Origin of the sequence: Streptomyces longispororuber, assembly GCF_024448165.1 — a bacterium.
Lineage (GTDB): Bacteria > Actinomycetota > Actinomycetes > Streptomycetales > Streptomycetaceae > Streptomyces > Streptomyces longispororuber_A.
This window is the reverse complement of record NZ_JAMOLN010000046.1, coordinates 13,432-32,060: the sequence shown is the minus strand read 5'-3', so window position 1 is coordinate 32,060 and position 18,629 is coordinate 13,432. Positions and strand designations below refer to the sequence as shown.

The 18,629-nt window shown below is 70.9% G+C and carries 18 protein-coding genes and 5 tRNA genes; 7 read left to right on the top strand and 16 right to left on the bottom strand.

All coding sequences use genetic code 11. From position 1 onward, the window contains the following. The first annotated feature begins 116 nt into the window (after positions 1–116). Both M4J07_RS15840 and M4J07_RS15835 read left to right on the top strand, forming a co-directional pair. On the top strand, positions 117–3,131 hold the full coding sequence (locus tag M4J07_RS15840; protein ID WP_255972294.1) for a BTAD domain-containing putative transcriptional regulator: 3,015 nt from the start codon (positions 117–119) through the stop codon (positions 3,129–3,131). Positions 3,132–3,469: 338 nt separating this feature from the next. After that, positions 3,470–4,858 carry an FAD-dependent monooxygenase gene (locus M4J07_RS15835; protein WP_255972292.1) on the top strand — a complete coding sequence of 463 codons (1,389 nt, stop codon included), beginning with the start codon at positions 3,470–3,472 and terminating at the stop codon, positions 4,856–4,858. Here the strand turns inward: M4J07_RS15835 and thiD are convergent. Both thiD and M4J07_RS15825 read right to left on the bottom strand, forming a co-directional pair. Further along, the gene (thiD, locus tag M4J07_RS15830; protein ID WP_255972290.1) at positions 4,774–5,853 is read right to left on the bottom strand and encodes a bifunctional hydroxymethylpyrimidine kinase/phosphomethylpyrimidine kinase; all 1,080 of its coding nucleotides are present in this window, start codon (positions 5,851–5,853) and stop codon (positions 4,774–4,776) included. The genes M4J07_RS15835 and thiD overlap by 85 nt on opposite strands. Then, a complete protein-coding gene (locus M4J07_RS15825) occupies positions 5,850–6,833 on the bottom strand; it encodes a thiamine-phosphate kinase (RefSeq protein WP_255972288.1) in 984 nt (327 codons plus the stop codon). Before M4J07_RS15825 ends, thiD begins: the two co-directional genes overlap by 4 nt. Positions 6,834–7,077: 244 nt before the next feature. Between M4J07_RS15825 and M4J07_RS15820 the strand changes: the two genes are divergently transcribed. Both M4J07_RS15820 and M4J07_RS15815 read left to right on the top strand, forming a co-directional pair. Then, entirely contained in the window at positions 7,078–7,311 is a 234-nt protein-coding gene (locus M4J07_RS15820; protein WP_016642988.1) for an Lrp/AsnC family transcriptional regulator, read from the top strand. Between the two features lie 20 nt (positions 7,312–7,331). Beyond that, complete coding sequence (locus M4J07_RS15815) at positions 7,332–7,850, top strand: DUF3515 domain-containing protein (protein ID WP_255972284.1); 519 nt, start codon at positions 7,332–7,334, stop codon at positions 7,848–7,850. A 70-nt stretch (positions 7,851–7,920) separates the two neighbouring features. Here M4J07_RS15815 and M4J07_RS15810 read toward each other — a convergent pair whose 3' ends face one another. The 3 genes from M4J07_RS15810 to M4J07_RS15800 all read right to left on the bottom strand — a co-directional run bounded on the left by M4J07_RS15810 (position 7,921) and on the right by M4J07_RS15800 (position 10,965). Then, positions 7,921–9,105 (bottom strand): D-alanine--D-alanine ligase family protein, encoded by a 1,185-nt coding sequence (locus M4J07_RS15810; protein ID WP_255972282.1) that lies wholly within the window; start codon positions 9,103–9,105, stop codon positions 7,921–7,923. Between the two features lie 70 nt (positions 9,106–9,175). Next, complete coding sequence (locus M4J07_RS15805; protein WP_255972280.1) at positions 9,176–10,186, bottom strand: NAD(P)H-dependent glycerol-3-phosphate dehydrogenase; 1,011 nt, start codon at positions 10,184–10,186, stop codon at positions 9,176–9,178. Beyond that, positions 10,183–10,965 (bottom strand): lysophospholipid acyltransferase family protein, encoded by a 783-nt coding sequence (locus tag M4J07_RS15800; protein WP_255972278.1) that lies wholly within the window; start codon positions 10,963–10,965, stop codon positions 10,183–10,185. The genes M4J07_RS15805 and M4J07_RS15800 overlap by 4 nt, the downstream gene beginning before the upstream one ends. A gap of 135 nt (positions 10,966–11,100) precedes the next feature. Between M4J07_RS15800 and cofC the strand changes: the two genes are divergently transcribed. Further along, positions 11,101–11,736: a 2-phospho-L-lactate guanylyltransferase gene (gene cofC, locus M4J07_RS15795; RefSeq protein WP_255972276.1), complete on the top strand. Its 636-nt coding sequence runs from the start codon at positions 11,101–11,103 to the stop codon at positions 11,734–11,736. A gap of 13 nt (positions 11,737–11,749) precedes the next feature. Then, positions 11,750–11,953 carry a hypothetical protein gene (locus M4J07_RS15790; protein ID WP_255972274.1) on the top strand — a complete coding sequence of 68 codons (204 nt, stop codon included), beginning with the start codon at positions 11,750–11,752 and terminating at the stop codon, positions 11,951–11,953. Positions 11,954–12,063: 110 nt separating this feature from the next. On the opposite strand, the gene M4J07_RS15785 is transcribed toward M4J07_RS15790, so the two are convergent. The 4 genes from M4J07_RS15785 to leuC form a co-directional block, all read right to left on the bottom strand. Continuing rightward, entirely contained in the window at positions 12,064–12,741 is a 678-nt protein-coding gene (locus tag M4J07_RS15785) for an HU family DNA-binding protein (protein WP_255972272.1), read from the bottom strand. Between the two features lie 132 nt (positions 12,742–12,873). Continuing rightward, on the bottom strand, positions 12,874–13,113 hold the full coding sequence (locus M4J07_RS15780; RefSeq protein WP_255972270.1) for a hypothetical protein: 240 nt from the start codon (positions 13,111–13,113) through the stop codon (positions 12,874–12,876). A gap of 308 nt (positions 13,114–13,421) precedes the next feature. After that, positions 13,422–14,015, bottom strand: a complete 594-nt coding sequence (leuD, locus tag M4J07_RS15775; RefSeq protein WP_255972268.1) for a 3-isopropylmalate dehydratase small subunit — start codon at positions 14,013–14,015, stop codon at positions 13,422–13,424. Between the two features lie 6 nt (positions 14,016–14,021). After that, on the bottom strand, positions 14,022–15,452 hold the full coding sequence (gene leuC, locus M4J07_RS15770; protein WP_255972266.1) for a 3-isopropylmalate dehydratase large subunit: 1,431 nt from the start codon (positions 15,450–15,452) through the stop codon (positions 14,022–14,024). 192 nt (positions 15,453–15,644) lie between these two features. Here leuC and ndgR point away from each other — a divergent pair, with 192 nt between their 5' ends. Beyond that, positions 15,645–16,361: an IclR family transcriptional regulator NdgR gene (gene ndgR, locus M4J07_RS15765; protein ID WP_135330737.1), complete on the top strand. Its 717-nt coding sequence runs from the start codon at positions 15,645–15,647 to the stop codon at positions 16,359–16,361. A gap of 175 nt (positions 16,362–16,536) precedes the next feature. On the opposite strand, the gene M4J07_RS15760 is transcribed toward ndgR, so the two are convergent. The 7 genes from M4J07_RS15760 to M4J07_RS15730 form a co-directional block, all read right to left on the bottom strand. Then, positions 16,537–16,609, bottom strand: a tRNA-Glu gene (locus M4J07_RS15760). A 40-nt stretch (positions 16,610–16,649) separates the two neighbouring features. After that, positions 16,650–16,721, bottom strand: a tRNA-Gln gene (locus M4J07_RS15755). A 30-nt stretch (positions 16,722–16,751) separates the two neighbouring features. Next, positions 16,752–16,824 (bottom strand) — tRNA-Glu (locus M4J07_RS15750). Between the two features lie 63 nt (positions 16,825–16,887). Then, positions 16,888–16,960, bottom strand: a tRNA-Glu gene (locus tag M4J07_RS15745). A 42-nt stretch (positions 16,961–17,002) separates the two neighbouring features. Beyond that, positions 17,003–17,074, bottom strand: a tRNA-Gln gene (locus tag M4J07_RS15740). Between the two features lie 88 nt (positions 17,075–17,162). Continuing rightward, a complete protein-coding gene (locus M4J07_RS15735; protein ID WP_255972261.1) occupies positions 17,163–17,888 on the bottom strand; it encodes an HAD family hydrolase in 726 nt (241 codons plus the stop codon). Positions 17,889–17,906: 18 nt separating this feature from the next. Then, positions 17,907–18,575: a DUF4241 domain-containing protein gene (locus M4J07_RS15730; protein ID WP_255972259.1), complete on the bottom strand. Its 669-nt coding sequence runs from the start codon at positions 18,573–18,575 to the stop codon at positions 17,907–17,909. Between the last annotated feature and the right edge of the window lie 54 nt (positions 18,576–18,629).

Sequence of the window (18,629 nt, the reverse complement as noted above, 5' to 3'; positions counted from 1 at the left end):
TTGCTTGAAGGAACCGGTCCCCTCGGGGGCCGGTTTTTTCTTGTCCTCGATCACGCTCCCCGACGGGATCCGGCGCTCCGGGCACGACTGTCAGTGGTGACTGCGAGACTCAGCGCATGCGGTTCGGCATCCTCGGCCCCCTCGACGTGCGGGCCCCTGACGGCAGCCCCCTGGACCCCGGGGGGCCGCGGCCGCGCGCCCTGCTGACGCTGCTGCTCCTGGACGCCGGCAGGACCGTCTCGGTGGAGCGTCTGATCGACGGCCTGTACGGCGAGGATCCCCCGGCCCACGCGGCCAATGCGCTGCAGTCGCAGGTCTCGCGGCTGCGCAGGCGCCTGGCCGTGGAGATCGAGGCGGGGCCTGCCGGGTACCGGCTGGTGATCGATCCGGACGACGTGGACCTGCACCGCTTCGAGCGCGTCGCACGCGAGGGCGGGCAGGCGCTGGCCGTCGGCGAGCACGCGCGGGCGGCGGCGCTGCTGCGCGAGGGCCTCACGCTGTGGCGCGGCCCAGCCCCCGCCGATCTGCCGCGCCTGGAGGAGCTGCGGCTCGGCGCCGTGCAGGACCGGATCGAGGCCGACCTCGCCCTGGGCGACGGCAGGGAGCTGGTCGCGGAGATCCGTGAGCTGCTCGCCGCCCACCCACTCGGCGAGCGCCTGTACGGGCTGCTGATGCGCGCGCTGCACACCGCGGGGCGGCCCGCCGAGGCACTGCGGGTCTTCGAGGAGGCGCGGCGCACACTCGCCGACGAGCTCGGCGCGGATCCGTCCCCGGAGCTGTCGGCGCTGCATCTGGAGCTGTTGCGGGGACAGGAGCCCGTGCGGCAGCGCGGGGTGCCGGCGCAGCTGACCCGGTTCGTGGGCCGGGCGGACGAGCTGGCCAGGATCGACGCCCTGCTGGGCGGGGCGCGACTGGTGACGCTGACCGGGCCGGGCGGCGCGGGCAAGACGCGGCTCGCGGTCGAGGCGGCGCGCTCCCGAGCAGACGTCTGTTACGTGGAGCTGGCACCGCTCGCCGACGGGGCGCAGATCCCGTACGCCGTCCTCGGCGCGCTCGGCGTCCGCGAAGGGCTGCGCGGGCCGCAGGGCGAGGACGCGGCCGAGCGGCTCGTCGCCGCACTGGAGAGCCGTGACCTTCTGCTCGTGCTCGACAACTGTGAGCATCTCGTCGACGGAGCGGCGCAGGTCGCCGGTGTGCTCCTCGGCACCTGCCCGGGCCTGCGGATCCTGGCGACGAGCCGCGAGGCGCTCGGCATCACCGGGGAGGCCCTGTGTCCGGTGCCGCCCCTCGCCGCGGGCCCGGCGGCGCAGCTCTTCCTGGACCGGGCGGCGGCCGTGCGCCCGGACTTCGAGGCGTCGGAGCACGCGCGCGTGGCCGCGATCGACGACATCTGCTCGGCCCTGGACGGGCTGCCGCTCGCGATCGAGCTGGCCGCGGCCCGACTGCGCACCCTCACCGTCGAGGAGCTCGCGGTGCGGCTCGGCGACCGCTTCCGGGTCCTGTCCCGCGGGGACCGCACGAAGGCGCCCCGGCACCGCACGCTCCGCGCGGTCGTGGAGTGGAGCTGGGAGCTGCTCGACGACGAGGAGCGGGACCTGGCCTGCCGGATGACGGTGTTCACGGGCGGCGGCCGGTCCGGTGGCGCGACGCTGGACGCGGTGGAGGCGGTGTGCGGCATCCCGTATCCGGAGGATCTGCTCGCCTCACTCGCGGAGAAGTCGTTCCTGGACGCCTCCGAGGGGCGCTACGGGATGCTGGAGACGATCCGCGCCTTCTGTGCCGAGCACCTCACGGATCCCGTCCGCCAGGAGCTTCGGGACGCGCACGCCGCGTACTTCCTGCGGCTCGCCGAGGAGGCCGAGCCGCGCCTGCGCGGGGCTGATCAACTCCCTTGGCTGGCTCGGCTGTCCACGGAGCGCGGCAATCTGGACGCGGCCCTGCGCCACTGCGTCGTGGCCGCACCGGCCGACGGACTGCGCCTGATGGCGGCCCTGTCCTGGTTCTGGCGGCTGCACGGCCTCGCCGGTGAGCGCGTGCCGCTGGCCCGCGAGCTGGTCGACGCGGTGGGCCCTGAGCCACCGCCCGGCCTGGAGGAGGAGTACGCACTGTGCGGGCTCAACTCCGTGGCGTCCGTCGCGGACCAGAGCGACGAGGCACGGCTCGTGCGCGCGGACCGGGTGCTGGCCACGATCGACCGTCAGTTGAGACTGCCGTTCACCGTCGTCCTGTGGACCCTCGCCGTCGGGCCCGAGCGGTCCAGGGACGAGCGGGTGCACGCACAGGTCGGGAGTGACCCGTGGGGCCGGGCGCTGCTCGGCATCGGGCTCGGGTTCCAGGAGCAGTTCGCCGGGCGGCCCGACGCGTCGGAGGCCCTGTTCACGGAAGCTCTTGAGGGGTTCCGGGAGACGGGTGACCGGTGGGGCATGGCCAACTCCCTCGACCAGCTGGGCATGTTCGCGGACTGGCGTGGTGACCGGACGCGCGCGCTGGAGCTGATCGACGAGGCCCTCGGCTACGCACGGGAGCTGGCAGCCCCCGAGGAGACCGCCGACCTGTTGTGCCGGCGCGGCGTGGTCCTGCTGCGCAGCGGCCGGTACGAGGAGGCCGCCGCCGACTTCGCGCGGGCGGCCGGCCTCGCGCGCACCGCGGGCGCACCCGAGAAGGTGGCGGGCGCCCACTGGGGCATGGGCGACGCGGCCCGTCTGGCCGGGGACACGACGCGGGCGCGGGAGCACTACGAGACGGCCCTGGAGACGAGCGCGGGGTCCTGGTTCAGCGCGGGCCAGACGGTCCACATCTTCCTCGGCCTGGGCCGCGCGGCGCTCGCGGAAGGGCGTCAGGACGAGGCCGACGACTGGTTCCGGCAGGCCCGCACCTTGTCGACCGACGGCAGGACGCAAGGGCTCGAACTCGCGGAGGTGGCCGAGGCGTTGGCGTCCCGCGCGGACGGGCCCGAGCAGGCCGCGACGCTCCTCGGCGCCGCGTCGGCCCTGCGCGGCCGGCTGATCGTGGACGACCCGGACGTCACCCCGGTCGAGCGCCGGATCAGAACGCTGCTCGCGCCCGACGTGTACCGGAAGGCCTTCGAGCTGGGCGGACGCCTGCGCGGGGCGGCGGTCGACGGGTCGTGAGGCTGCGCGGGCCGTGGCGTGTGGGTGGATGGCTGGATAGATGAGCGAGGTGCGCATCATGGCCTCACGGTCAACGCGTCGGGGCCCGGCCAGTCAGCACGTCAGGGCCCGGCGGCCGGCAGGTCACGGCCAGCCGGTCAGCAGTCCAGGCCCCACAGTCAGCACGCCACCGCCAACAAGTCAGCAGGTCACGGCCCCACAGTCAGCACGCCACCGCCAGCAAGTCAGCAGGTCACGGCCCCACAGTCAGCACACCGCAGCCCGAAGGTCAGCGGCCGGTAAGGCACGGTCAGCGGGCGGTCAGCGAACGGTAAGCGGTCGGCCGCAAGGTCACTGGCATGACGAAGCAGACGCACACCAACGCCGGCCACCAAACCACCACCACCGACAACAACAACCCGCAGGTCACCACCACCGACAGCAGCCGCCCGGCGACCCCCGCCCAGCCCGCGCTGACGGCCGACGCCCTCGCGCACCTCGACGTCCTCGTCTCCGGCGCGAGCATCGCGGGCCCCGCCATCGCCTTCTGGCTCTCCCGGCAGGGCGCCCGTGTCACGGTCGTCGAGAAGGCGGCCACCCTGCGCGAGGGCGGCTTCGCAGTCGACTTCCGGGGTCACGTCCACCGCACCGTGCTCACCCGCATGGGCATCTGGGACGAGCTGCACCGGATCCAGACCGACATGGGCCGCCAAACCATCGTCGACGCGGACGACCGCGAGCGCGTCGATCTCCCCGCCCACCTCATGAGCGGAGACGTCGAAGTCTTCCGCGGCGACCTCGCCGTGCTGATGTACGAGCGCACCAAGGACGCCGTGGAGTACGTGTTCGGCGACTCGATCGCCTCCCTCACCGAGACGGCCACGGGCGTCGACGTCACTTTCGACCACGGCGTGCCCCGCACGTTCGACCTGGTCGTCGGCGCCGACGGCCTGCACTCGAACACCCGCCGTCTGGTCTTCGGCGACGAGTCGCAGTACCTGCACCGGACCGACTACTACGTCGCCGGGTTCGACATGCCCAACCACCTGGCGCTCGACCGCACGGCCCGTCTGTACACCGAGCCCGGCCGCACCGCCATGATCAACAACTATGACGGTGACCCGGCCCGGGCCGGAGCCGGCGTGGTCTTCCGGTCGGAGCAGCTCACGTACGACCGCCGGGACACCGCCCAGCAGAAGCGGATCATCGCGGATCAGCTGCGCGACATGGCGTGGCCGCACGTGCGGCAGATCCTCGACGCGCTCGACGCGACGGACGACCTCTACTTCGACGCCATCGCCCAGATCCACATAGACCGGCTCTCCAAGGGCCGGGTGATCCTGCTCGGCGACGCGGGACACGGCGCGACGATGGGCGGCATAGGCACCGGCACGGCACTGGTGTCGGCGTACGTCCTGGCGGGCGAGCTCGTCGCGGCCCGCGGCGACCACCGCACGGCGTTCGCGGCCTTCGAAGCGGCGATCACCAAGTACGCGAAGGGCTGCCAGAAGCTCTCCGGGAACGCCGGCCCCTTCCTGGCCCCGCCCACCGAGAAGAAGATCCGCAGCCGCGACCGGGCGTACCGGATGCTCAGCTCGCGCTTCCTCGCGGGCCTCTTCAAGCGGATCACGGAGAAGGCGGCGAGCAATCTGACGCTGAAGGACTACGCCCTCTCCGCCGCCCCGCTGCTCCCGTCCAGCCCCGCACCCGCGCCCGGACTCGCCACCGATGTCAACCGCCAGCCGTGATCCACGGGCCCGATGCCGCCGCCCAGCGCGAACCCGGCAGCGATCGCCCCGGTCACGTACTCCTTGGCCGCGTGTACGGCCTCGGGCACCGACTGCCCCTTCGCGAGCTGCGCCGCGATCGCGGAGGCAAGGGTGCAACCCGTGCCGTGCGTGTGCCGGTTGTCGTGGCGCGGGGCACGCAGCCAGTACTCCTCGGTGCCGTCCGTGAGCAGATCGACGGCGTCGGCCGACCCGGCCCGCACACGCCCCGGGCCAAGCCCTGAAGCATCACCCGAACCCACACCCGAGCCGGAACCCGCACCCGAGCCCGGCCCCACACCCGAAGCCGACCCCGCACCCGCACCCGCTCCTGCACCAGCACCAGCACCAGCACCAGCACCAGCACCAGCACCAGCACCCGAAGACGCCCCCACACCAGAGGAGGACAGATGCCCACCCTTGATGACCACCCAGCGCGGCCCATAGGCGAGGACGGCCGCCGCGGCGCGACGCATCCCGTCCTCCGACTCGACCTGGATGCCGGTGAGTTGAGCCACCTCGTCGAGGTTCGGGGTCGCCACGGTGGCGGTCGGCAGCAGCTTGGTGCGGACGGAGTCGAGCGCGGAGGCGGCGAGCAGGGAGTCGCCGTGCTTGGACACGCCGACCGGGTCGACCACGACCGGGGCGTCGGTGCCGGCGAGCAACTCGGCGACGCACTCCACGAGTTCGGGCGACGCGAGCATCCCCGTCTTGACGGCCTGCACCCCGATGTCGTCGACGACGCTGCGATACTGCGCGCGCACCGCCTCCACCGGGAGTTCCCACGCTCCTTGCACTCCGAGGGAGTTCTGGGCGGTCACCGCGGTGATGACGCTCATGCCGTGGGTGCCGAGCGCCAGCATCGTCTTCAGGTCGGCCTGGATCCCGGCGCCGCCGCCGGAGTCGGACCCGGCCACGGTGAGCACCCGCACCGGCGGGGACCCGGCGGTGCGCGCCACGCCGACGGGCGCCGTCACGACTCGATCTCCCCACCGGGGAAGTCGTCACCGAAGTGGTCCCAGCCGCCCTTGCTGGTCCAGGGCGCGCCGTCGACGGTGACCTGGGGCAGGGCCGACGGATTGAGCACCTCGCCGATCACCTTCCAGCGGGCGGGCAGCTTCACGTCCGGCGGGAAGGTGGCCACGATCGCGTGGTCCTCTCCCCCGGTGAGGACCCACTGCAGCGGGTCGACGCCGACGGCCTGGCCGATGTCGTTCATCTGCGACGGCACGTCCACCTTGCCGGACTTGATGTCGATGCGGACCTTGCTGGCCTCGGCGATGTGCCCCAGGTCGGCGATGAGGCCGTCGCTCACGTCGCACATGGCGGTCGCGCCGAGACCGGCCGCGGCGGGACCGGCGTGGTACGGCGGTTCGGGCCTGCGGTGCGCCTCGACGAAGGCGCGGGGTGAGCGGAAGCCCCGGGAGAGCACCGCGTATCCGGCCGCGGACCAGCCCAGCCAGCCCGTCACGGCCACGACGTCACCGGGCTGCGCCCCGGCCCGGGTGACCGGCTCATGGTTGCGCAGATCGCCGAGGGCGGTGATCGCGATGGTGATGGTGTCGCCGCGTACGACGTCACCGCCGACCACCGCGGCACCGGCCACCTGGCACTCGTCGCGCAGCCCGTCCATCAGCTCGGAGGGCCAGGAAGCGGGCAGCTCGGCGGGCACCACGAGGCCGAGCAGCAGCGCGGTCGGCACGGCGCCCATGGCGGCGATGTCCGCGAGGTTCTGTGCGGCGGCCTTGCGTCCGACGTCGTACGCCGTGGACCAGTCCCGCCGGAAGTGCCTGTTCTCCAGCAGGACGTCCGTGCTGGCGACGACCCTACGGTCCGGTGCGGCGACCACGGCGGCGTCGTCGCCGGGGCCGATCCGGACGGCCGGGGTGGTGGTGAGCCGCGAGGTCAGCTCTCGGATGAGCCCGAACTCCCCCAGCTCTCCGACGGTGCCCTTCATGCGCGTACTGCCCCTTCTGCCACGGTCCGCTCGCGGTCGCGGACCGTCTCTGTCATGGGTACGGTTTGTGTCACGGGCGTGCCTTCTGCTTCCGTCATGGGACCGCCCCTACGATGCCTTGCGCTCCCCGCGCATACACGGCGAGTACGCCACAGCCACCCCGGGTCTCCCCGCGACGAGCGGCGACGCGATACCGTGGCGTCCCTTCTCCCCACATGATCCTCGTGGCCGCCCTGGAGGTTCCGTGGTACAGGCGTACATCCTGATCCAGACCGAAGTAGGCAAGGCGTCGACTGTCGCCGAGCTCATCGGGAAGATTCCAGGAGTCATTCAGGCCGAGGATGTCACCGGCCCCTATGACGTGATCGTCCGCGCTCAGGCGGACACGGTCGACGAGCTCGGTCGCATGGTGGTTGCCAAGGTCCAGCAAGTGGACGGCATCACGCGCACCCTGACCTGCCCGGTCGTCCACCTGTAGCCCCCGTCTACCCTGTGCCGGTGAACTCTTTCCGTCACCGGCTCCGCCTTGGCCGACTCGTCATCGGGTCGTCCGCGCTGTCCCTGCTGATCGCCACCGCGGGTTGTTCCTCAGCAGACGGCAGCGCGTCGGCTGCGGTTCCCAGCCCGGGGACGACGGTCACGAAGCTGTGCCAGAACCTGGACAAGGTGCTGCCGTCGAAGGTGGACGGACTCAGTCGCAAGGACCCCGAGCCCTCGTCGAAGCTGACCGCGGGCTGGGGAGGCAACGCGATCATACTGCGCTGCGGTGTCCCGCAACCCCCCAAGATGATCGACCCCAAGGTCGCCGAGGGCGGTGACCCCGACGCGGTGGCCGGCGGGGTCAACGGGGTGGACTGGCTGATGGAGAAGCAGGACGACGATTCGTACCGCTTCACGACCGCCAACCGAGAGGCGTACGTCGAGGTGGCCGCGGAGAAGGGGCGCGACAGTTCGAGCGTCCTGGTCGACCTGGGCCCGGCCATCAAGAAAGCGATCCCCGAAGGGATCGCTTCCTGACAAGCGGTTTCCCGCCCTGCCTGCCCGCTGCCCGGACCGGGCGCGGGTCAGGCGGGCCGGAGCCGGACGGCTATCGCAGCCCCGTCGGGCGGCGCAGGGCGGCCTGCAGCAGGCGGTCCACCAGTTCCGGGTAGCTGACGCCGCTCTCCTGCCACATGCGCGGGTACATGGAGATCGGGGTGAAGCCGGGCAGCGTGTTGATCTCGTTGATCACGAACTCGCCGTCCTCGGTGAGGAAGAAGTCCGCGCGGACGATTCCCTCACAGGCCACGGCCTCGAAGGCCTCGACGGCGAGCCGCTGGACCTCGGCGGTCTCCTCGTCGGTCAGCGGGGCGGGCACGATCCCGGAGGCCGAATCGATGTACTTGGCCTCGAAGTCGTAGAAGTCGTGGGACTGGACGGGCGGGATCTCGGCCGGGACGGAGGCACGCGGCCCGTCCTCGAACTCCAGGACACCGCACTCGATCTCGCGGCCGACGATCCCCGCCTCGATGATCACCTTCGGGTCGAAGGAGCGGGCCGTCTCCATCGCCTCGTCGAGCCCCTCGAAGGAGTCGATCTTCGTAATGCCGAACGAGGAGCCCGCGCGGGCGGGCTTCACGAACAGCGGCCAGCCGTGCTCGCCCACGAAGTCGGCGATGCGCCGACGGGTGACGTCCCGCCTGCTCCCGCCGTCCGCGTCCGGGGCCGACTGCTCCCACTCGCGCGGCCGGACGACGAGGTACGGCCCGACCTTCAGCCCGAAGGAGGTGAAGATCCGCTTCATGTACTCCTTGTCCTGGCCGACGGCCGAGGAGAGCACACCACAGCCGACGTACGGCGTCCCGGACAGGTCCAGGAGGCCCTGGATCGTGCCGTCCTCGCCGTACGGGCCGTGCAGCACGGGGAAGACGACGTCGACGTCACCGAGGACCTTGGGCACGGAGCCCGGCTCGTTGTAGACGACCTCGCGCGAGGACGGGTCGACCGGGAGCACCACGCCGCCCTCGGGCGACTCGGCGAGATCGGCGACGTCCGGCACCTGACGGTCGGTGATGGCCATCCGCTCGGGATCGTCCGCCGTCAGCGCCCAACGCCCCTCACGCGTGATGCCGATGGGCAGCACGTCGTACTTGGAGCGGTCGATGGCGCGGAGCACGGCGCCCGCCGTGACGACGGAGACACCGTGCTCGGAGCTGCGACCGCCGAAGACGACGGCCACGCGCGGCTTCTGCCCGTGCGGCGCAGGGCTCTGGGGGAGGTTCTCGCTGCTCATATCGCGTTGAGCGTACCTGCTGGTAGTACGAGAGTCAGCGCCCTCCCGAGCCACGTCGTGCCGCCGTCGCTCAGCGTCGTTCCGACTTGGCGGAGCGCGACATGAGTTCCTTCACGGCGACGACCGGCGGCTTCCCCTCGTGGACGATCGCGACGACCGTCTCGGTGATCGGCATGTCGACTCCGTAGCGGCGTGCCAGATCCAGCACGGACTCGCAGGACTTGACGCCCTCGGCGGTCTGCTTGGTGACGGCGATGGTCTCGTCGAGGGTCATGCCCTTGCCGAGGTTGGTGCCGAAGGTGTGGTTGCGCGACAGCGGCGACGAGCAGGTGGCCACCAGGTCGCCGAGGCCGGCGAGCCCGGAGAACGTGAGCGGGTCGGCGCCCATGGCGAGGCCGAGCCGGGTGGTCTCGGCGAGGCCGCGCGTGATGAGCGAGCCCTTGGCGTTGTCGCCCAGACCCATGCCGTCCGCGATGCCCACCGCGAGCCCGATGACGTTCTTGACGGCGCCGCCCAGCTCGCAGCCGACCACGTCCGTGTTCGTGTAGGGCCTGAAGTACGGGGTGTGGCAGGCGACTTGGAGGCGGCGGGCGACGGCCTCGTCGCGGCAGGCGACGACCGCGGCGGCAGGCTGCCGGGCAGCGATCTCGCGTGCGAGGTTCGGCCCGGTGACGATCGCGATGCGGTCCTCACCGACCTTGGTGACGTCCTCGATGACCTCGCTCATGCGCATCGCCGAACCGAGCTCGACGCCCTTCATCAGCGAGACGAGGACGGTGTCGGGGGCGAGCAGCGGCGTCCAGTCGGCGAGGTTGGCGCGCAGCGTCTGCGACGGCACGGCGAGGACGGTGAAGTCCGCGTCCGCGGCGGCCTCGGCCGCGTCGGTCGTCGCCCGCAGGTTCTCCGGGAGCTCGACGCCGGGCAGGTAATCCGGGTTCGTCCGCGTGGAGTTGACGGCCTCGGCGAGTTCGGCGCGGCGGCCCCAGAGCGTGACGTCGCACCCCGCGTCGGCGAGGACCATGCCAAATGCCGTGCCCCACGAGCCGGTTCCGAAGACGGCGGCCTTCACGGGTCGGGTCACTTGCTGCTCTCCTCGGTCGTACTGCCGGGCGCCGAACTCCCGCTGTCCGTCTGCGACTTGCGGCGCTGCTCGATGCGCGCCTCACGCGGGTCGTAGCGCTTCGTCGGCGGGGTCTCGCCGCGCAACTCCCCCACCAGGGCGGTGATCTCGCCCATGATGACCTCGGTCGCCTCCTTCAGGAGCTCCGGTGTCATCTCCTTGTCGTAGTACGCCGACAGATCGACGGGCGTACCGGCGAGGACGTGGTGCGTCTTTCGCGGGAAGAAATCCGGCTTCTTCGCATACGGCGCGAGCGCGTCGGTGGCGCCCCACTGGCCGACGGGAATGACCGGGCACTTGGTCTGCAGGGCCACGCGGGCGACGCCCGTCTTACCGGTCATGGGCCACAGGTGCGGATCCCGGGTAAGCGTTCCTTCGGGATAGAAGGCGACGCACTCACCGCGCTCCACGGCGTCGATCGCGGCGCGGAAGGCGCTCAGCGCGTTCGTCGACTCGCGATAGACGGGAATCTGCCCGGTGCCCCGCATCGCGGCGCCCACGAACCCCTTCCTGAAGAGGCCGTGCTTGGCGAGGAAACGAGGGACTCGTCCACTGTTGTACTGAAAGTGCGCGTACAGGAACGGGTCCAGATGCGAATTGTGGTTGACCGCGGTGATAAAGCCGCCGTCCGCCGGAATGTTCTCCATTCCGCGCCAGTCCCGCTTGAACAGAACCACCAGCGGCGGTTTGCAGAGGACCGCAGCGAAGCGGTACCAGAAGCCGATTCTGCGGCGGGACACTCGGACACCTTCCTCTAGGACCTGGCGGGCCGTACCCGGCGGGCCGCACAAGTGTCGCCCCAGGCCACCGGTCTGTCGAGAACACCGTACGCCCGCCCGAAGGGGCTCACCTCATGCACAGGTCACAATAGGCGCGTGCAGTGGACCCTGGTGATACCGCTGAAACCGCTGGTGCGGGCCAAGAGCAGGCTGGCCCCCACGGCGGGGGACGCCCTGCGCCCGGGCCTCGCCCTCGCATTCGCGCAGGACACGGTGGCCGCCGCACGGGCCTGTGCGGCGGTGGGCGATGTGGTGGTCGTCACGGACGACGTCCGCGCCGGACGCGAACTGAGGGCCCTGGGCGCCCGCATCGTCCCCGACGCCCCCCAGGCGGGCCTCAATGCCGCTCTCGCACACGGAGAGGCGTCCGTGCGCTCCGTGAGCCCGGGGGCGCCCGTGGTGGCCCTGAACGCCGATCTGCCGGCGCTGCGGCCCGTGGAATTGGCCCGGGTTCTCGCGTCGGCCGCCGCATTTCCCCGGGCATTTCTGCCCGATGCCGCCGGAATCGGCACCACTCTCCTGTCGGCGGCCGCCGGCACGGAATTGCTCCCCGCATTCGGCACGGCCTCCCGCGCCCGGCACACGGCGTCCGGGGCCGTGGAACTCCCCCTCGGCGGCGTCGACTCCGTCCGCCAGGACGTGGACACCGGCGAGGACCTGCGCGCCGCGCTCGCCCTCGGCGTGGGCCCGCACACGGCGAAGGCCACCGCGGGGCTGCTGCTCGTGGACTGAGTACGCTGCCCGTATGCAGGCCACCGCGTACACGTACGACCCCGAGACCCGTTCCGGCAGCGTCCTCCTGGACGACGGCACCCCGGTGTCCTTCGACGGCGCCGCCTTCGACGCGGGCGGCCTCCGTCTGCTCCGTCCGGGGCAGCGGGTCCGGATCGAGGTCAGGGGCGAGGGCGAGGCCCGGCAGATCACGCTCGTGACGCTGCAGACCTTCTGAGGCCGCTCCCCGCGGGACCCCGCACATGCCGCGGGCCGGGCTCCCCGAGGGGAGCCCGGCCCGGCGCGTGAGCAGCCTGGGGCGCAAGCCCGAGAAGGCAGGCAGGTGCCTTACTTCTTGCGGGCCGTGGCCTTCTTGGCGGTGGTCTTGCGCGCCGTCGACTTCTTGGCGGGTGCCTTCTTGGCCGTGGCCTTCTTGGCGGGCGCCGTCTTCTTCGCGGTGGCCTTCTTGGCGGTGGTCGCCTTCTTGGCCGGGGCCGCCTTCTTGGCCGTGGTCTTCTTCGCCGTGGCCTTCTTGGCGGTGGCGGTGGTCTTCTTCGCGGTCGCCTTCTTCGCGGCGGCCGTGGTCTTCTTCGCGGCAGCCGTCGTCTTCTTCGCCGGCGTCGCCTTCTTGGCAGCAGCCTTCTTGGCGGTGGTCTTCTTGGCCGCGGCCTTCTTGACGGTCGCCGAAGCGGCACCGGTCAGGCTGCCCTTGGGCGCCTTCTTGACGGCGACGTCGTTCTTCGGGAGCTTCTTCGAACCCGCGACGAGGTCCTTGAAGCCCTGGCCCGCACGGAAGCGCGGCACCGACGTCTTCTTGACCCGGACGCGCTCACCCGTCTGCGGGTTACGGGCGTAACGGGCCGGACGGTCGACCTTCTCGAACGAACCGAAGCCGGTGACCGAAACGCGGTCGCCGTTCACCACGGCACGGACGATGGCGTCGAGTACGGCGTCGACAGCCTCGGCGGCCTGCTGACGGCCACCGACCTTGTCGGCAATCGCTTCTACGAGCTGCGCCTTGTTCACGTCTTCCCCTTCGGAGACATTGCCGGAGCGAATCTCTTTCGACCCGGCTTTTTCGCACGTTAGGCAGATATATACCGCAAATCAAACACGAAACGGGCTAATCACCCTTGTGCCGCAACGAACTCGGCTGTCTCAGAGTTCCTCTTGGGTGCCGGAGCCCTCGTCGAAGTCGTCGAGGTCCGCCATGAATCGCTCCAGACGCCTTGCCGCACCGGCGAGATCGTGTTTGGCCGCAGCCGTAATGGCCAGCAGCTTCCGGGTCAGCGCCATCCGTACGCCCTCCGGGACTTGCAGTGCGCGCACTCGGGCGTGCGCTTCCTTGAGTTGGTTCGCGACCGCCGTGTACATCTGGAGTTGGCCGTCGTGTTCCATGCACAGATTGTGCCATCTGGGGCGAGTTGTCGCCTCCGCAGGGGGTAACTCCCGCCCCACGACGGCCTCCTGGGCCCTCGCACGACATGCCCGCTCAGCTCGGTGCCGAGGCTCGCGTGCCCCAGGAACACCCTTGGTATTCAAGGGAGTTGGCAGGTCACGGAGACCACCCGTTCAGGTCAGTGCCGGGCCGCGGGAGCCGCACACAGAAGTACCCCCAACCGGTGCACGATTGGGGGTACGGGGTCTGCGGATGTGGCCGGAATGAGCCTTGCAAAGAGCCTGTCCCGGCAGCCGATCCAGCCGGGTCAGACCTGGAGGGTCCGCGGCTTGAAGGAGGGGCGCTTCGCCTCGTAGGCGGCGATGTCCGGCTCGTTCTGCAGGGTGATGCTGATGTCGTCGAGCCCGTTCAGCAGCCGCCAGCGGGAATTCTCGTCGAGCTCGAAGGGAGCGGTGATCCCCTCGGCCCGGACCTCGCGGGCCTCCAGGTCGACCGTGACCTCGGCCTGCGGGTCGCTCTCGACCAGCTCCCACAGGGCGTCCACGATCTTCTGGTCCAGAACGACGGTCAGCAGACCGTTCTTGAGGGAGTTGCCGCGGAAGATGTCCGCGAAGCGGGAGGAGATGACGGCCTTGAACCCGTAGTTCTGCAGCGCCCAGACGGCGTGCTCACGGGACGAACCGGTGCCGAAGTCGGGACCGGCCACCAGAACCGTGGCCCCGGCCCGCTCGGGCTTGTTGAGCACGAACTCGGAGTCCTTGCGCCAGGCCTCGAACAGCCCGTCCTCGAACCCGTCCCGCGTGACCTTCTTGAGCCAGTGAGCAGGGATGATCTGGTCGGTGTCGACGTTGCTGCGGCGCAGCGGGACGGCCCGGCCGGTGTGCGTGGTGAATGCTTCCATGGCTGATCAGACTCCAGCGGGCGTACGGGCGTCGGTCTCGGTGAGGTCCGCCGGGGAGGCCAGGTGGCCCAGGACGGCGGTGGCGGCGGCGACCTGGGGCGAGACCAGGTGCGTACGCCCGCCCTTGCCCTGCCGGCCCTCGAAGTTGCGGTTGGAGGTGGACGCGGAACGCTCGCCGGGGGCGAGTTGGTCCGGGTTCATGCCCAGGCACATGGAGCAGCCCGCGTGCCGCCACTCGGCGCCGGCCTCCTTGAAGACCTTGTCCAGGCCCTCGGAGACGGCCTGCAGGCCCACCCGAGCGGAGCCGGGGACGACCAGCATCCGTACGCCGTCGGCGACTTTGCGGCCCTTGACGATGTCGGCCACGGCGCGCAGGTCCTCGATGCGGCCGTTGGTGCACGAACCTACGAAGACGGTGTCGACCTTGACGTCGCGCAGCGCCTGCCCGGCCTCCAACCCCATGTACTCCAGGGCCTTTTCGGCGGCGAGGCGCTCCGAAGCGTCTTCGTACGAAGCCGGGTCGGGGACGGAGGCCGAAAGCGGCGCGCCCTGCCCCGGGTTGGTGCCCCAGGTGACGAACGGGGACAGTTCCTCGGCCTTGATGAAGACCTCGGCGTCGAAGACCGCGTCGTCGTCCGTCTTCAGCGTCTTCCAGTACGCGACGGCGGCGTCCCAGTCCTCGCCCTTCGGGGCGTGCTCACGGCCCTCGAGGTAGGCGAAGGTGGTCTCGTCCGGGGCGATCATGCCCGCGCGGGCACCGGCCTCGATGGACATGTTGCAGATGGTCATCCGCGCTTCCATCGACAGCTTCTCGATGGCGGAGCCGCGGTACTCCAGGACGTAGCCCTGGCCGCCGCCCGTGCCGATCTTGGCGATGATCGCCAGGATCAGGTCCTTGGCGGTGACGCCGTCGGGCAGGTCGCCGTCGACCGTGATGGCCATCGTCTTGGGGCGGGCCAGCGGCAGCGTCTGCGTGGCGAGCACGTGCTCGACCTGCGAGGTGCCGATGCCGAAGGCCAGGCCGCCGAAGGCGCCGTGCGTGGAGGTGTGGGAGTCGCCGCAGACGACCGTCATGCCCGGCTGGGTCAGGCCCAGCTGCGGGCCCACGACGTGCACGACGCCCTGCTCGACGTCGCCCAGGGAGTGCAGGCGCACCCCGAACTCCGCGGCGTTCTTGCGCAGGGTCTCCAGCTGGACGCGCGAGACCGGGTCGGCGATCGGCTTGTCGATGTCGAGGGTCGGGGTGTTGTGATCCTCGGTGGCGATGGTGAGGTCGAGGCGCCGCACCTGGCGGCCGCTCTTGCGGAGGCCGTCGAAGGCCTGCGGGCTGGTCACCTCGTGCAGCAGGTGCAGATCGATGAAGAGGAGGTCGGGCTCGCCCTCGGCGCGCCGGACGACGTGGTCGTCCCAGACCTTCTCCGCGAGTGTCCTACCCATCGCTTTCCCTCCGACCGGCTTGTGGTGCGCCGGCCCAACTAGAGATTTCGGGATCGCCGACATCCGTACCCCTCGTACCGGACGTCGACGGCCGGGCCCGTTTTGGTCCACGGGCCGGTGTGACATCCAGAGTGGCAAGTTCCACGGGAAATTGAACTTGCGTTTCACAGAGTGAGACGGGAGTATCGACGCATGGACAACAGTAGCGGCGTCGGCGTTCTGGACAAGGCAGCCCTTGTCCTGAGCGCCCTGGAGTCCGGACCCGCGACCCTTGCTGGCCTTGTCGCGGCCACCGGATTGGCAAGACCGACGGCCCACCGCCTGGCGGTGGCCCTTGAGCACCACCGCATGGTGGCGCGTGACATGCAGGGCCGTTTCATTCTCGGCCCGCGCCTCTCGGAGCTCGCGGCGGCCGCGGGCGAGGACCGCCTGCTCGCGACCGCGGGCCCGGTCCTCACGCACCTGCGGGACGTCACGGGCGAGAGCGCGCAGCTCTACCGCCGCCAGGGCGACATGCGCATCTGCGTCGCCGCGGCGGAGCGCCTGTCCGGCCTGCGGGACACGGTCCCGGTCGGTTCGACGCTCACGATGAAGGCGGGCTCCTCCGCGCAGATCCTGATGGCCTGGGAGGAGCCGGAGCGCCTGCACCGCGGCCTCCAGGGCGCCCGCTTCACGGCGACGGCCCTGTCGGGCGTCAGGCGCCGCGGCTGGGCCCAGTCGATCGGCGAGCGGGAGCCGGGCGTCGCGTCCGTCTCCGCGCCCGTCCGCGGCCCGTCGAACCGCGTGGTGGCCGCCGTCTCGGTCTCCGGCCCCATCGAGCGTCTGACGCGCCACCCGGGCCGCATGCACGCCCAGGCCGTCATCGACGCCGCGGGCCGTCTCTCCGAGGCACTGCGCCGCACCGGCTGATCCACAACTTCCCTTACGTTCCCGCCTGTTCCCGGCCGGTCGCTCCAACGCCGCAGCGACCGGCCGGACTTGTGTCCGGGGCCGACCGGCTTCCGCACGGGCCAAGGGAGTTGACGCACCCCGAGGCCCACGCGAAGAGGCCCTTCCCGCACTCGGGAAGGGCCTCTTCGTCTTGTACCCCCGACCGGATTCGAACCGGCGCTACCGCCTTGAGAGGGCGGCGTGCTAGGCCGCTACACAACGGGGGCCTTGCGGATGAGATCCGCGGTTGCAGATGAGCTCTGCGAGCTGGCCTACCAGGACTCGAACCTAGAATGACGGTACCAGAAACCGTAGTGTTGCCAATTACACCATAGGCCATAGTGGTTTAGACCAATGCGATCCAACCCGTACCCCCGACCGGATTCGAACCGGCGCTACCGCCTTGAGAGGGCGGCGTGCTAGGCCGCTACACAACGGGGGCCCTAGCGATCCTGGCATCAAGGTCGGCGGGAGCTACCCATACCGTCCTCACGAGAAGGATCTGTACCCCCGACCGGATTCGAACCGGCGCTACTGCCTTGAGAGGGCAGCGTGCTAGGCCGCTACACAACGGGGGCTTTGTGGACCTGGGATCCACGGTTGCAGATGAGCTCTGCGAGCTGGCCTACCAGGACTCGAACCTAGACTAACGGAACCAGAAACCGTCGTGCTGCCAATTACACCATAGGCCACCGAAACTCAATCCCCTGAGGGACTTTGCTTGGCTTGCGCTTCCGGGCTTCGGCCTTTCGGCTCGCTCCCCTCGGCGCAGGAAGAACATTACCTGAAGGTGTCCGGCGCTCCAAAACGGGTATCCCGCGCCAGCAGCGGGGGCAGCTGGTCAAGCCCCGTGATGCGGACGAGTTCGGGCCGGCCGCCCAGCCCCAGGCGGTCCAGCCAGATGCCGGTCAGGCCCGCGTCGACCGCTCCACGGGCGTCGGTGTCCGGCTGGTCACCGACGTACGCGACCTCCTGCGGCGCCAGGCCGAGCTCCTCGCACACGGCGTGGAAGGCCGCCGCCTCGGGCTTGGCGACGCCGAGTTCGGCCGCGCAGACGACGGTCTCGAAGCGGTCGCGGACGCCGAGGACGCGGAGCTTGCGGTCCTGGTTGTGCAGCGAGGAGTTGGACAGGACGGCGTGCCGGTAGCCGTCGGCGAGGCTGTCGAGGGCCGGGACCGTGTCGGGGAACAGGCTCCACGCCGCTTCGTAGTGACCCAGATAACGGGCGAACCAGGCGTCGGCCTCCGCGTCCCGCAGCTCCTGCCCCACGAAGCCGCGCACCCGGTCCCTGCGCTGTCCTTCCCAGTCCGCCTCGCCCGCCTCGAAGCGGGCCCAGTGCTCGCGGGTCAGGGCCCGCCAGCGGGCGAGGGCCTGCTCGACGGTGCCGAAACCGTCGAGCAGGCCCTCGGAGGTGAGGTGGGCGCGCATGCCGGCCGTGTCGGCCGTCGCGTAGTCGAAGATCGTGTCATCGACGTCCCAGACCACTGCTTTGATCGGCGTCCCCATGGGACGACCGTACGTCGGTCAGGCCTCGCCCTCCCCCGGGATCACGAAGAAGTCCGTGACGAAACAGGCGACGTCGCCGGTCCGGGTGCGGCCGATCCAGGTGGGGTAGGCGCCGTCGCCCCAGCCCGAGCCGAACGCGGCCAGGGTGTGGCCCGTGGACGGCGACGTGATCAGGTACGGGCCGGGGGCGTGGTCGTGTTCCTCGAAGGCGTCCCAGAGCGGGCCCTCGTCGCCCTCGCACTCGGGGAAGGCGCCGTCGGACTCGGCGTCGTAGAAGCAGCCGGTGCCGGCGTCGACGCCGTAGCCGTAGAACTCGTCGTCGGAGAGCTCGGCGAGGTCCTGGCCTGGCTGGAGGGCGTGCTCCCAGGTGGCGACCGGTTCGTCGCGTATGACGAGGCGGGCGGCGGCGACGCGAAGGTGCGGGGTGTCGGGGGCCGGTTCGTCGGGGTCGGCGAGGGTGGCCACCGCCGCCTCGACGCGGTAGCGGCCGGGCTCGACGGCGACCGTGAACGGCTCGCTCTCGCCGGCGCCGAGCGCCACGAACGGGTCGCAGGCGACGACGCGGCCGGAGGGCAGGGACAGCTCGCCGGCCGGGCGGACGTCGATGGTGCCGATCGTGCCGGTCTCGTACGCGAAGGTGTGACCTGGGGTGAAGTAGCGCGTGTAGTCGCGGGGGGACATCGGCATGGGTCGGGCCTCTCGTTGCGGGTACGAGCGGAGGCCGGAACCCGTGCGGGTTCC

Excerpts from the sequence above, each read along its gene's own strand:
- M4J07_RS15840 (WP_255972294.1), top strand. The coding sequence starts at position 117 with ATGCGGTTCGGCATCCTCGGCCCCCTCGACGTGCGGGCCCCTGACGGC.
- M4J07_RS15835 (WP_255972292.1), top strand. The coding sequence starts at position 3,470 with ATGACGAAGCAGACGCACACCAACGCCGGCCACCAAACCACCACCACC.
- M4J07_RS15825 (WP_255972288.1), bottom strand. The coding sequence starts at position 6,833 with ATGAAGGGCACCGTCGGAGAGCTGGGGGAGTTCGGGCTCATCCGAGAG.
- M4J07_RS15810 (WP_255972282.1), bottom strand. The coding sequence starts at position 9,105 with ATGAGCAGCGAGAACCTCCCCCAGAGCCCTGCGCCGCACGGGCAGAAG.
- M4J07_RS15790 (WP_255972274.1), top strand. The coding sequence starts at position 11,750 with ATGCAGGCCACCGCGTACACGTACGACCCCGAGACCCGTTCCGGCAGC.
- M4J07_RS15780 (WP_255972270.1), bottom strand. The coding sequence starts at position 13,113 with ATGGAACACGACGGCCAACTCCAGATGTACACGGCGGTCGCGAACCAA.
- leuD (WP_255972268.1), bottom strand. The coding sequence starts at position 14,015 with ATGGAAGCATTCACCACGCACACCGGCCGGGCCGTCCCGCTGCGCCGC.
- leuC (WP_255972266.1), bottom strand. The coding sequence starts at position 15,452 with ATGGGTAGGACACTCGCGGAGAAGGTCTGGGACGACCACGTCGTCCGG.
- ndgR (WP_135330737.1), top strand. The coding sequence starts at position 15,645 with ATGGACAACAGTAGCGGCGTCGGCGTTCTGGACAAGGCAGCCCTTGTC.
- M4J07_RS15735 (WP_255972261.1), bottom strand. The coding sequence starts at position 17,888 with ATGGGGACGCCGATCAAAGCAGTGGTCTGGGACGTCGATGACACGATC.
- M4J07_RS15730 (WP_255972259.1), bottom strand. The coding sequence starts at position 18,575 with ATGCCGATGTCCCCCCGCGACTACACGCGCTACTTCACCCCAGGTCAC.